Annotated in this window: 11 protein-coding genes and 3 pseudogenes; 11 read left to right on the plus strand and 3 right to left on the minus strand. The window is 41.4% G+C overall.

What is annotated here, in order from left to right; genetic code table 11:
• Positions 1-37: 37 nt before the first annotated feature.
• From M3221_RS16025 to M3221_RS16040, 5 genes and pseudogenes are all read left to right on the plus strand, one after another.
• Entirely contained in the window at positions 38-421 is a 384-nt protein-coding gene (locus tag M3221_RS16025) for a VOC family protein (protein WP_251272737.1), read from the plus strand.
• A 214-nt stretch (positions 422-635) separates the two neighbouring features.
• The gene (locus tag M3221_RS16030; protein WP_251272738.1) at positions 636-1,559 is read left to right on the plus strand and encodes an RNA polymerase factor sigma-54; all 924 of its coding nucleotides are present in this window, start codon (positions 636-638) and stop codon (positions 1,557-1,559) included.
• 15 nt (positions 1,560-1,574) lie between these two features.
• Positions 1,575-1,856, plus strand: a pseudogene (locus tag M3221_RS26845) (RNA polymerase factor sigma-54); the annotation flags it as partial.
• A 35-nt stretch (positions 1,857-1,891) separates the two neighbouring features.
• A complete protein-coding gene (locus M3221_RS16035; RefSeq protein WP_251272739.1) occupies positions 1,892-2,971 on the plus strand; it encodes an RNA-guided endonuclease InsQ/TnpB family protein in 1,080 nt (359 codons plus the stop codon).
• Positions 2,972-3,198: 227 nt separating this feature from the next.
• Positions 3,199-3,417, plus strand: a pseudogene (locus M3221_RS16040) (RNA polymerase factor sigma-54); the annotation flags it as partial.
• Between the two features lie 77 nt (positions 3,418-3,494).
• On the opposite strand, the gene M3221_RS16045 reads toward M3221_RS16040, so the two are convergent.
• Positions 3,495-4,925, minus strand: a complete 1,431-nt coding sequence (locus tag M3221_RS16045) for an amino acid permease (RefSeq protein WP_251272741.1) — start codon at positions 4,923-4,925, stop codon at positions 3,495-3,497.
• A gap of 466 nt (positions 4,926-5,391) precedes the next feature.
• On the opposite strand from M3221_RS16045, the gene M3221_RS16050 reads away from it, so the two are divergent.
• The 3 genes from M3221_RS16050 (at position 5,392) to M3221_RS16060 (ending at position 7,522) form a co-directional block, all read left to right on the plus strand.
• Positions 5,392-5,550, plus strand: coding sequence for a hypothetical protein (locus tag M3221_RS16050; protein ID WP_251272742.1), 159 nt, complete (start codon positions 5,392-5,394; stop codon positions 5,548-5,550).
• Between the two features lie 120 nt (positions 5,551-5,670).
• On the plus strand, positions 5,671-6,525 hold the full coding sequence (locus M3221_RS16055) for a YitT family protein (RefSeq protein WP_251272743.1): 855 nt from the start codon (positions 5,671-5,673) through the stop codon (positions 6,523-6,525).
• Positions 6,526-6,967: 442 nt separating this feature from the next.
• A complete protein-coding gene (locus tag M3221_RS16060; RefSeq protein WP_251272744.1) occupies positions 6,968-7,522 on the plus strand; it encodes an STAS domain-containing protein in 555 nt (184 codons plus the stop codon).
• Here M3221_RS16060 and tnpB read toward each other — a convergent pair.
• The gene (tnpB, locus tag M3221_RS16065) at positions 7,519-8,733 is read right to left on the minus strand and encodes an IS200/IS605 family element RNA-guided endonuclease TnpB (RefSeq protein ID WP_251272745.1); all 1,215 of its coding nucleotides are present in this window, start codon (positions 8,731-8,733) and stop codon (positions 7,519-7,521) included. The two genes, M3221_RS16060 and tnpB, sit on opposite strands and share 4 nt — an antisense overlap.
• Positions 8,734-8,878: 145 nt before the next feature.
• On the opposite strand from tnpB, the pseudogene M3221_RS16070 reads away from it, so the two are divergent.
• Together M3221_RS16070 and M3221_RS16075 are read left to right on the plus strand one after the other, a co-directional pair.
• Positions 8,879-9,109, plus strand: a pseudogene (locus M3221_RS16070) (STAS domain-containing protein); the annotation flags it as partial.
• Between the two features lie 315 nt (positions 9,110-9,424).
• Positions 9,425-10,249, plus strand: a complete 825-nt coding sequence (locus M3221_RS16075) for a hypothetical protein (protein WP_251272746.1) — start codon at positions 9,425-9,427, stop codon at positions 10,247-10,249.
• A gap of 104 nt (positions 10,250-10,353) precedes the next feature.
• On the opposite strand, the gene M3221_RS16080 is transcribed toward M3221_RS16075, so the two are convergent.
• A complete protein-coding gene (locus M3221_RS16080) occupies positions 10,354-11,931 on the minus strand; it encodes a glycoside hydrolase family 10 protein (protein ID WP_396120292.1) in 1,578 nt (525 codons plus the stop codon).
• 272 nt (positions 11,932-12,203) lie between these two features.
• Between M3221_RS16080 and M3221_RS16085 the strand changes: the two genes are divergently transcribed.
• Entirely contained in the window at positions 12,204-12,518 is a 315-nt protein-coding gene (locus tag M3221_RS16085; protein WP_251272747.1) for a helix-turn-helix domain-containing protein, read from the plus strand.
• Positions 12,519-13,175 lie beyond the last annotated feature (657 nt).

Consider the following 13,175-nt stretch of genomic DNA (forward strand, 5'->3'; position numbering starts at 1 on the left):
GCTATACTCATTAGGCATAAGGAAAGAGGTGAAAAAAGTGAAGATTGAGCACGTAGCAGTCTGGGTGAGAGACTTAGAGAAAATGAAAGCCTTCTATGTTGATTATTTTGACGGAATATCGAATGAAAAGTACGTGAATCAGGCTAAAGGATTTGAGTCCTATTTTATTTCCTTTGGAAAGGGCACTGCAAGGCTCGAGATTATGCGGAAAACAGGGATCAATCAACTCCAGGATGAAAATATGACTGGGTGGGCTCATGTGGCATTTTCAGTAGGAAGCAAAGAACAGGTAAATCAAAAAACGGAGCAGCTTCGGGATGCTGGCTATGAAGTAGCCGGAAACCCACGTGTTACCGGCGATGGCTACTATGAAAGTGTTATTAAAGATCCAGAAGGAAACCTTGTTGAAATTACGGTCTAAAAAAGTCGATCATATTATTTACAAGCTTGTAACGAACCAAAGCCTTCTTTTTTAAAGAAGGCTTTTACTGTTTTAGCTCAATTTTTTACGTAATGGTTTGAGAAGCCAAACTAAATGAAAAATCATTTAGAAAAGAAGTATGTTAGATTTTCTGCCGTATTTTTATTTTTGAAATTTGAATCATATAAGATGGAAGGAAGGGAGGAACATGTTTATGCTACACATGCAAATGCTTCAGAACCAATCAATTCAATTAAAAATTTCACCAGAGCTGTCACAAGCGATCTCTATGCTGCAGTATTCAGCAGAAGAGCTTCTGTCTTTCTTGCAAGAAAAAGCGGAAGAAAATCCGTTAATCGAATTCGACGAGCTTATGGATTATTCCTTCTTGCCTAGTCATTCTTCTCCTAATACCCAAGCTGATCCTTTGGAGTTTATCGCTGCAGAGGACATACATTTAACAGACTACTTATTAGAGCAGCTGCTCTTTTTTGATTTATCTCCTGACGAAAAGCGCTTAACGACTTATCTCATTCAGTGCCTTGATGAGAACGGTTATCTTCAGGAAGATGAAAATGAAATGGCTCTTCGTCTTCACACAACGCAGTCAGAAGTAGAAAGATGTCTCCAGCTTATTCAAAGTTTGGAGCCAGCTGGAGTGGGAGCACGCAATTTGCAGGAGTGTTTACTTCTCCAGCTTGAGAACATTCATATGCGCACGCCTCTTGCTGAACACATCCTTTCCATTCACTTTGAAGATTTTGCTTATCGAAAATGGACCAAGCTTGCAAAGCTTTTAGAAGTCGACATCGGGCAAATTCAGGATATTCATCAAATGGTTTTAACATTAGATCCAAAGCCTGGCCTTTCTTATTCAAACCAAGGGAGCCCGGCTGTGATGCCGGATTATACCATGCAGTTTCAGAATGGAAAGTTACTCGTGACAAAGAACGGACAGGGCATTTGGAATATCAGCTTAAACAAAGCGTATGAAACCATGTTACGTCAAAACAAAAAGACAGAAGAAGGCTCTTATTTACGGGAAAAATATAAAGAATTTCAATGGATTCAAAACGGGCTACATACTCGAAATAATACTATACATAACGTTGTACTCAGCTTAGCAGACTGTCAATAAAGCTTTTTTCAAAAAGGACCCGAGTATTTAAAGCCTCTTACAATGAAAGAGCTCGCCGCTCACTTAAATGTTCATCAATCTACGATAAGCCGGGCGGTTAGAAATAAATATGTCCACACACCTTTCGGCGTATTTGAATTGAGGTCTTTTTTTACAGACCTTACGAGCAGGAAAGCCCACTCCTTCAGGTGTGGGATGATAGCGAGGTCGAACCGGGCATGTCTTCAGACATGTCAAAGGTTCGGTTTTTTTCTTTTAGTTTATCTCTCTTGTGTACCGAACTCTCGTTTGGTATAATTGATATAACCTAATTTTTGGAAATGAGGAACGAAATGGAAACCATTTCTTTAAAGCTGGAACTAATGAAGCCAACCCATGCAAAAGAACAGATATACTGCAAAATGACCGAATTAAACACCGCCTTTTCCAATTGGCTTCTTCAGTATGATGAACTTTCAAAGGCCACTTCGAAGGTCTACAAACTGTTTTCTGCGGACAAGTTGCCTTCGGCCATTGTCAACCAAACCATCCGAGAAGTGAAGTCACAAAAGAAAAATCAAAAAGCAAAAGCCTTTCGCCGTTTCTGGTGTACCTTTAACAACCAAAATTTAAAAGTTGAAAAAGAAAACGGCTTATACAAACTCTCCTTTCCTACATTAGAGAAACGGGTCGGTGTTCCCGTTGTGGCAGAGCTCTATCAGCAGCATTGGCTTGATAAAATATTGTCCGGCGAAGCAAAATTAGGTGCCGGCGAGCTTTATAAGAAAAAAGGGAAATGGTATATGTCTGTGGCGGTTTCCTTTGAACCGAAGGTTGTTTCCTCTTCTTCTAAAATGATGGGTGTAGACGTAGGGCTAAATTATTTAGCTGTTGCTTCAATAGGGACAAATTCATTGTTTTTCAAAGGAAACGAGGCTGCTTTTATTCGAAGAACATTTTCTTCAAGGAGAAAAACCTTAGGAAGCAATAAGCTTCTTTCTGTTATTAAAGCCTCTAAAGATAAAGAGTCCCAATGGATGAAAAATCTGAACCATAAAATAAGCCGGCAAATCGTTCATTTCGCTGCAGAGAACGGTGTTCGCTGCATTCGAATGGAAGATTTGACAGGCATTCGCCGTAAAGCCAAATCAAAAAAAGACGCAGGCAGAAATCTGCACTCCTGGGCACATTATCAGCTTCAGCAGTTTATTGAATACAAAGCCAAAATGGCAGGGATTCAAGTTGAATATGTGAATCCACATCATACCTCTCAAACATGTAAATGTGGCCATGTAGACAAAAAGAATCGAAAAAAACACACGTTTGTGTGTGTCAAATGTCAGTATAAACTTCATGCCGATGCGAATGCGGCCATTAATATTTCGAAAGCCATCAGCGGCCTTTCAAAAAAGAAAAACAAGCAAGCAGCTTAACCTAGTCCTGTGGTAACAGCAGGACCGCCTGTAAGGTACATGTATGCCGAAGGCATACAAAACGAAGCAGGACGGGCTGATGACACCGCCCCTAACTGAAGGCGAGTTCTAAACAGAAATGGACTGGGAACGCGTTCGCACTTCAGAATCCCACCCGTTTCACCGCAAGGTGAAGGGCTTGCGGCTTCAGCCGTGGGAGTGTCAAAGGAAGTACTCAGGCGGTTAACCAGGAGGAAATATCATCAAATCAAGTGAAGCTGCTCATCAAACAAATCGTCGAAACAGAAAATAAATACAATCCGCTGTCCGATCAGCAGATTACGGCTATGCTGAAGCTGAAACATGAAATAAACATTTCGAGAAGAACAGTCGCCAAGTACCGCGATGAGTTAAGAATTTTGTCTTCTTCCAAACGAAAGCAGTTTGCCGCAAGTGGAGCTATTTAATAGATCTCTAAAGAAAAACACGACAAGAACAAGCTTGTCGTGTTTTTTGCTTTTTAGTTGTAAGTGCAAAGCGAAGTTTAAAGAAGCATCTTTCTATCAGCCGATAAATGAATCTCCTGCTGTTCTTTTTCGATCGCCTGGTTTTTCTTGATCTTCAGGTGATAGATCGCATAGCAGGCCAGCATAAATGGAACCCCGCAGTAAAGGGCAAGCCGCTGGTCCGGATTAAATGCCATGCTGACCAGGACGGCGCAGTTCAGCACGAGGCCCAGCATCGGGAAAAACGGATAAAGAGGTGCTTTGAATTTCAAGTCTGCCACATTGCCGCCTTCCCGGACATATTTTCTGCGAAACGCAATCTGGGAAGCGGTGATGGAAATCCAGCCGACCTGGGCGCCGAGCCCGGCAATAGAAAGCAGCCAGAGAAAGACGGTTTCTTCTGCAAAAAAGCCGGATAACAGCGATAGAAGGGCAATGCCAAGCGTCAAAATAAGCGAGTTCATCGGAATGCCTTTTTTGTTTACTCTTGCCAGGGCAGGAGCAGCCATGCCTTCTTTCGAAAGCGAGTACAGCATGCGGGAAGCCGCATACAGGCCCGAGTTTCCAACCGATAAAAGAGCCGTCAAAATAACAAAGTTCATGATATCAGCCGCATACGGAATACCGATGCTGTCGAGCACCAGAACAAACGGGCTTTCTGTTACACCTGCCTGGTCCGAAGGAATTAAGCCGGCCAGGACAAAAATCGATAAGACAAAGAATACAAGGATGCGCCACACCGACTGTTTGATCGACTTTGGAATGGTTTTTTCCGGGTTTTCACTTTCCCCAGCCGCAATCCCGATCAATTCAGTTCCCTGGAACGAGAAGTTAACCGCAATCATCGTAATCAGCAGGGCAGTGACGCCGTGTGGAAGCAGGCCGTCCGAGGCATAATTCGAGAAAAAGGGTGCTTCCTGGCCGCCTTTCATGTCAATCAGTCCAAACATCGCGGCGCCACCCAAAATAATAAACAAAAGGATCGCCACAATTTTAATGCCGGAGAACCAGAATTCGGCTTCCCCAAATGCCTTGGCCGACAGGGCATTGAGTGAGAAGAGCAGTCCTGCAAAGACCGCACACCAAATCCATGTCGGTGTATCAGGAAACCATCTACCCATCAGCTGTCCGGCAGCCAGAAACTCCAGGGCAACCGTGACGGCCCAGCCGAGCCAGTACGTCCAGCCGAGGGCAAAGCCTGCGCCGGGACCGATAAATTTTGTGGTATACGTCTGAAAAGAGCCGGATACCGGCATCGCCACTGCCAGTTCCCCGAGGCAGACCATCGTTAAATACATGACAAAGCCGCCGACTAAAAACGCTAAAATAGCTCCTCCGGCGCCGGCTTGATTAATCGTATAGCCCGATCCGAGGAACAAGCCAGAGCCGATGACCCCTCCGAGTGAGATCATAAATAAATGCCTGGTTTTCATGGTTCGTTTCAACTCTTGTTGATGATGTTCCTTCATGTATTCTCCTCCTATTTTGAGTAAATTGTTTTCCTGCCTTTTATACTGCAATTCTGATGCCAGACAAATATTTTCACTTTTCTAAAAAAAAGTGATGATTTTTTCCTTTTTCAAGAAAAAAACGCCAACATTTTTGGCGGATGTTATAAAAAAATCTTTGCATGCCAGTTGCTTGCAAAGATCAATGGTCTCAAATAATAGATAAAGCAAAGCGGTGCAGCCCGCCAGGCACTTAAGAGGTGAAGCAGCTCAGTAAAAGAAAAGTCCTTCTATAGGATTGGCATGAAGATTGCATTCTAAAAGGTACGATTCATTTTGATGGAGGTGAACAGCACTAAAGAGCAGGGGAGGGGACAAAAGTTCCCCAATAAAAAGAATGGAAGCCGCTAATGGAAGAAGAACACTGTTCAAGTAATGACTAAAAAGGAAAGGCGGCTCATCCGCTTATAAAGAAAGGGCGATTAGGATGTGGAATATTACAGTTTTTCTGCCAAATAAGATTTGTATGTATGAGTTTGAAACAAAACGGGAAGCAGAGGAGATGTATCAAAAAATCCATAAAGGCTCTAAAATCATTTCCGAAATCATCTACATGCAAGAAAGTAAAACAGCCATTTCAGTTTGAATGTAAAGATAAACGATTCATTTTTTCTGTTCTTTCAACAGAGAAAAACAGACTTTTTCATGGGTTAAACAAGCCGGCTCGTTTCCTTTATTTAATGAATCTGTGAAAGAGGTAGAAACAATGAAAAATTATTTGATGGAAATAACGCTTATTATAATAGGTTCGTTCTTTTTTGCAGCTGGTGTTAATTTTTTTGCTATTCCAAACGAGCTGGGGGAAGGCGGCATCACTGGCATTTCTATGATCTTATATTATCTTTTTGAATGGTCTCCCGGCCTTACTACTCTTTTATTTAATGCTGTGCTTCTCGCTGCAGGATACAAGTTACTGGAAAAAAGAGTCACCCTTTACACAATCCTTTCGATTCTGTTTACGTCCTTTTTTCTTCATTGGATTACAGGGATAGAAATGGTTTTTGATGAAAGCATTTTAGGAACTATTTTTGCCGGCGTATTTATTGGAATAGGGATCGGTCTTGTCCTGCGGGGAGGCGGCACAACAGGCGGATCGACCATTCTGGCCAAGTTTGCCAATCAGTATTTCGGCTGGGGAATGAGCACGGCCCTGCTTATTTTTGATTCCATTGTTGTCTTTTCATCCTATTTTGTGATAGGCATTGAAAATACGATGTTCACGATTCTGTCTATTTATATCAGCACAAAAGTGATTGATTACATTATTGATGGGCTGAATATGCGAAAAGCCGTCACGGTTATCTCGAAAAAGGCTCCTCAGATTGCAGGGCAAATTAATGAGGAACTCGATAGAGGAGTTACGATTTTGCCGGCACGGGGCCACTTTACGCAGGAATCCAGGGAAATCTTATATATTGTCATTAATAAGCAGGAGTTGTTTAAATTTAAAAAGATCGTCCATCACATTGATCCAAAAGCGTTTGTTGTGATTCATGATGTACGGGATGTGTTTGGGGAAGGATTTAGTTATCCAAAGTCTGCATTAAAACAAAGTATGTAGTACAACCAAAAAGAAAAAAGCACCTTTAATGGTGCTTTTTTCTTTTCGAGAGAAGTAAACGTAAAATGTAGGTTAAATTACATAGTTAACAAGCAGATAATTCATACTATATTCTTTTAAATCAAGAAATACGGTATATGTAATGTTGAAAATTTGTTAATAAAAAATACTTTATTCCTAGTAAGCTACCATAAATACTGGTATAGTGTTTTTGGAGCTGGAGGATAGACAATCTTTGAACTACCGTCCAGTTACCTGACGGTTGAAGTGGGAGTGTTCTCACCGAAAATGATAAAAGTAAAGAGCTACAGGAGTTTTTGCTGCTAAAAGCCCGTCAAATAATAGAGGAATGGTATCATTCTTTAGATAAAAGCAATCCTTCAGGGGTTTACAGCCCTACAGATCCTCAAGCTGTCTAAAGGAGCAAAACTATGAGTTTCATTTGCACTTTTGCCGGGTGTTTGTCCAGGAGGAATTCACCTTCCTGCAGGAACTCGAGGAATGGGTGTTAAAGGTAGCTTCGGATGAGCGTCACCTATCCACGCCGATTCATTTTATTATGAGGGAATTTTTTAGAACGTGCGATCAGTTTCTTCAATTTGTTCAGCATTTTGTATCGGCCAACAAAGGAAGCTATTCATGGGAAATCATCGAAATGTGGAATCAAAAAATTACGAGCACAATCTCTAAAATCGTTACTTGGTATACGGAAACATATCATGAATTCTCCGCAAAAAGATTGCAAAGCCAGCAGGAATTGATCAATGAATTAAGCTTGCCTGTCATCAGCCTTAGCCGGAACGTATCACTTCTTCCGTTAGTAGAGAATATTGACACGACCAGAGCTAAATATATTCTTAAACGGATACTAAAACAATGCTTTGAACTACCGCCCACTTACCTGACGGTTGAAGTGGGGGATTCCTGGGCAAGAGGATCTTCGACCCCCAGTAATCAGGCTAACCCCGTATTCCAACGGTTTTATGACCAAACTTAAATAGACTGAAGTGAAAGAAGCCGAAGAGCTTCTTTTTTAATATTCAGGCTTGCATTCAGGTCCCGGTCGTGACGTGCGCCGCAGGATGGACATTCCCACACTCGGACAGCGAGATTTTTTACATCCTTATGCTGGTGGCCGCACCTTGAGCAGAGCTGGCTTGATGGGAAGAACGGATCGACGTTTATGATCGTCCGTCCGTACCACTTCGCTTTGTAAGCGAGCATTTCGTTGAACCTCGACCATGATGCATCGTGAATCCCCTTGCTTAGTTTTTTGTTTTGGACGAGATTCTTCACCGACAAATTCTCCACCGCGATCACTTGGTTTTCATGAACGAGCCTGGTCGTCAGCTTGTGAAGAAAATCTTCTCTTGTGTGTTTGATTTTTTCGTGCAGTTTAGCAATCTGGGCTTTATTTTTTTTCCACGATTTCGACCCTTCTTTTTTACGTGCAAACGCACGCTGAAGAAAGGCTAATCGCTTTTCGTATTTTTGATAGTATTTCGGGTTGGCAATGGATTCACCGTTGGAGAGCACGGCAAATTCTTTTAATCCCAGATCAATGCCAACGGCATCGTTGGTGCTTGGTTTGTACGGGGAATAAGGCATCTCGCAAATGACCGAAATCGAATACCGGCCGGTACTGCTTCGGCGCACGGTGACACGCTTAATGTCACCTTCAATGTTTCGGGACTTTGAAAAACGAATCCAGCCGAGTTTCGGCAGCTGAACGCGATTGTCCACGATTTTAATATTGTTATTTGTCATTTTGGTTGTGTAGCTTTGGACCGGTTTTTTCTTGCTTTTGAATGTCGGATGGCCCTTAAAGTCATACGCCGTTGGCGTATAGCCTTCTGCACATTTTTTAGCGGCTCGTTTTTTTAATTCTTTTTTCGGCTGTTCCTTATATTTTTTGAATCCTTCGTACTGATATTCGATGCTTGCCTGAAGAGCAATACTGTCAGAATCAGACAACCATTTGAACGTTTCTTTTAGGCCAGGGAGGAGCTTTTTAGCGGCTGTTTCTGTATACCGTTTTTTTGTTTTTTCGAAACTCTTGATGTTTTCATTTAATATATAATTGTAGACAAACCGGCAGCAGCCGATCGTTTGGTTAATCAGTTGTTTTTGCTCGTCACTTGGATGGATTTTAAACCGAAAGGCTTTAAAATGAAAGTTCTTTGTTTCATCTGTTTTGGTTTTCATCATTTTTCCCACCCCCTGAACGTTTGTTCTATACCTAATTATACCATTTTAGCAATAGAGCGTTCAAGGAAAAAGAATGACTGAAAGAGCAGCGATTCATCTCCCACTTAGCGAGCTTGAAGTGGGAGTGTTCTCGCCGAAAATGATAAAAAATGTAGACCAGCTTCTTATTCATTTATCGGGTGTAGTGGTTGTTGATACGATAGTTGCCCAGCAGCTGTTTCAGCTGGTAGAAGCAATAGAGCTGATTGGAGTCAAAACATCTTTGTCTGGTATCCGTTCGGAAATAGCACAGACAGCTGCTCAGCTTGGTATAGATTTTGATACCGTTTCTATTGCAGCCAATTTATCAAGCACACTACTCACTCTCCATTTGTAACATTTTACTTTTATGTATATATAAGGTATCATTTGGTTTGTTCCTATCATCAAGTCTAACCCAGTCACGCTAGTGTGGAATGACTGGTTTTTTTGTTTTAGCAAGCGGAAAATAGGATTAAGCAAATCCATGAAAGTTCTTTTCATGATAAAAGCCCTTAACGGGTGCAGTGCCGCTGTATAAGAAACTAGGTTATAACGATGACACAAAGAAAAAGGAGGAGGCAAGATATGCTGGGTTATTTAAGGTAAAGTAATTATCTACAAATACCAACAGCTATAGAAAGAGATAATCAATTAAAAGGAATGACCGTTTGTGACTTATACGAAAGACGATTTACAAGCCATTGCGAAAAAACATGCCCGTTACTTTAACTCGGTAGTGGAATGGAATGAATTTGCGGCCGAAATGGAGCTGCCTAAAGCCCGCACATTTATTTATACATACGGAACGTGGAACCGGGCGAAAAAAGAAATATTTTTAGAGGCCTCCCACATTCACTATTCAGGTAAAGCTGCCTGTGACAGAAAAAAAGAACTGGTCGATATTGCGATTCAGCATGCGGAACATTTTGAAAAAATAAAGGATTGGAACAAGCATGCAGAAGAGATGAGCCTTCCATACAGCAGATGCTATATTTACTTGTTCGGCAGCTGGAACAAAGCGAAAGAAGCGATTTTTGGGCATCAAAAAAAGAAAAACGGTGTACTGGTGGAGAAAAAGCAATTGATTCAAAGTGCCCGCACACATATAGATGCGTTTACAGATATACAAAGCTGGAATCAATATGCCGAAGAGCGAGACCTTCCGAAAGCCCATCATTACATTCATCACTTTGGAAGCTGGAATGAAGCAAAGTTAGCGATCTTTCGCAGTACAGAAGAGGTTGAGTACAATCCTGTCCGGCGTTATGAAAAAAAAGAGCTGAAAAAACTAGCACAGGACCATGCTCATCATTTCACGACAAAAAAAGACTGGGATGACTATGCGAAAGAACGGGAGCTTCCTCGCTCTGAAACGTTTGCCAATCATTTTGGCGGCTGGAACAAAGCAAAAAAGCTAATTTTCAAAGAGAAGGCCCGAATTAGGCGAAGAAGACCTAAAAAATCCGATCCTGAAAAAGCTTATTCCATGACTTAAGCACGACAGTAAAAGAACAGACAAAAATAAAACCCTCTGTCCGGTTATCAGACAGAGGGTTTTGTGCGTTTGTTTAAAGGTGTATGCCCATCCGCACGATATTTTTATTCTTTTACAACAAAAGCATCCTTGCTTTCTATACCAGTTGCAGACACGGACTTTACGCCATATGTGTAGGTTCTGTCCGAACGTGCTGATTTATCCAAAAATACGGTTTTGCCCTTTGTATTGTATACGACATCTACAATATTACGTGCATCCTCATAAGATCCTAGTGTTTTGCCTGCAAAACGATAAATCACGTATTTACGCGGCTGTTTGCTGGCCTGGTCCTGAATCACGATTTTTCTGCCTGCTGCTTCTTTCTTTACTTGTACGGATGTCGGCTTTACAGGCTGCGATGCATCTTTCCAGGAAGACGCCGGCGTAAGGGAAGGGTACTTATACAGCTGCTGTTTTACAATCGTTGCATAGCCAAGTGAATTTTTCTTCCAGCTTTTCAGCGAAAAGTGCATTTGCCCTTTTGTCATTCGGTCTGCCCGGTTAGAAACAATTTGATTGGGCAGCTCCATTTTGTTTTTCCATGCCGGATCAGAGTCCTGTCCAACTTTATAATCGGCTACTCCGATATACAAGTTTACCGGATGTGTTTTTGCATATACTTTTACCTCATTGCTCCACCAGTTAAGAAGTGTCCCGTATTTAGCAGCAGCTAATTTTTTCGACCAATAGATTTGCGGCGTAATATAATCGACTGTTCCTTCTTTGATCCATGTACGCGTATCCGCATATAAATCATCATAATTATTTACGCCAGCTTTTGTGGCACTTCCTGTTTTATCGATCGATTGATTGCGCCAGACGCCAAACGGTGAAATACCGAACTGGACATATGGTTTTGTCGTTTTAATCGTAGAATAAATCTTTTTAACAAGATGATTCACGTTATTTCTGCGCCAGTCTTCTATTTTCTTAAAGGACTTTCCATACTTTTTAAAAGCAGCCTGGTCTGGAAAGGTTTCATTTTTAATTTTATATGGATAAAAGTAGTCATCCATATGGATGGCATCCACATCATAATTCTGCACCAGCTCTTTGACAGACGATACGAGATAGTCTTGTACTTCCGGAAGGCCGGGATTTAAATAGTACTGCTTGCCGTATTTCACGACCCAGCCAGGGTGTTTGCGTGCCGCGTTTTGAGATGACAAGTTTTTCAGCGTTTCACCCGGCATGGTCACCCGGTACGGATTAATCCACGCATGAAGCTCCATTCCGCGGCTGTGAGCTTCCGTAATCATAATTTGCAGCGGGTCATAGCCCGGGCTTGTCCCTTGCTTTTTCCCTGTGATATACGCTGACCAAGGAGCCAGCTTAGAAGAGTACCAGGCATCACTGGTCGGCTTTACCTGAAAAATAACTGTATTAAACTTGTTGGCTTTCAAGCTGTCTAATGTCTGCCGGGCCCAAGTTGTATACTGCGTTTTATTCATTCCTGCTTTTACATCACTGTTTTGAACAGATGCAATCCATACCGCCCGCATTTCTCTTTTTGGTGGTGCAGACTCCGCTGCATGAGAAAGCGACGGGATGAGAGACATACATAAAACAAATGTTAATATCCACACGAGCCAGCTGCATTTTTTCATTCTCACATTTTTCTTTCTATCTTTAAACAACATTATTCTAACTTGTTCCTCCATCCATCCTTTTTTTAGTGTTATCGACAAATACTTTGGAAAATGAAGTATTTTTTAAAAATAATGTTGGTGAATAAGCTTCTTTTTCACCTCAAAAGTTCCACTATACAGTTATTTTTAGTTTTTTGTGTCTATTTTTTATAGATAAACCGTTTTTGCACCAAATCACTAAAACTACATACAAGAAATACCGATAGAAGAGATAGAATACAAAAATAGGGTGTGATACCTATAAAGTGAACGGGGGCGCAGTTATGATTTACACAGAACAGCAAATGTCTAAAAGCTATGCAAATCAAGATCATCAGCTGAAAAAAGAAGAAGACGTAGAACAATTAATTGCCCAAAATATTATTCGCCGGAGAAAAAAGCTTGGCCTTACGCAAAAGCAGATGGCCGATCAGCTGAATACACAGCAAAGTGTCGTATCAAGAATCGAAACAGGAAACCATAATTTAACCATTGCGAATCTAAAAGGAATTGCCGAGGTCCTCGAAACAGATGTCAGTTCCCTGGTGGCAAGGGAAACAGGACTGACGCACAAACGATACAAACTTGTTAAAAGGTGAAAAGCCGAGTTGGCACTGGTGTATAGAACAAAAAATAAATGAATGTTTTTTCCTTACTTTCTTTGAAAACCAAGGCAGCCTTTCCGATAAGATGATATAATAAAAGAACAATAGAACAGGTTTTCTCAATGGTGGTCAGCAAAATCCCCTTTACAGAAAGGGGGTGGCGCTGTGACAACTTTCGAATCACTCATGTTTGCAGTTAGTTTTGCAAGCCTCGTTGTAGCGATTTTGTCATTTAACCAAAAAAAATAATCCACCATTGAGTTGAGCGCTCTGGTGGATTATCCCCTTAGACTGCTGACTCCCCATAAGGGAAGCCTGCTATTGGTAGGCCGATTTGATGTTACCAGCATCGAATCGGCTTTTTTAATATAGCTGTTTGTTACCTTCAGTATACACGATCTTTTGAGAAAAGAGAAATAGAATACGCTTTTCTTTTCCTCTGCGTGGAGCATAACTGCTTTGGCAGCTGAAAAAGGAGGAAGCTGAGCAATCAATCCCACTGCTTTCGATTAAAATAGGACTGAGCGGCTCTTTTATGGCTTTCTATACTTCCTAAATATAAAATTTACCAGCAAGCCTGGTTCAATCCGTTATAACATATATATAAAGATAATCTGCAAGGGAGGGGATCGATATACATAATGCCTTTTT

The organism is Domibacillus indicus (assembly GCF_023715895.1).
In the GTDB taxonomy this organism is placed as follows: Bacteria; Bacillota; Bacilli; order Bacillales; family Domibacillaceae; genus Domibacillus; species Domibacillus indicus_A.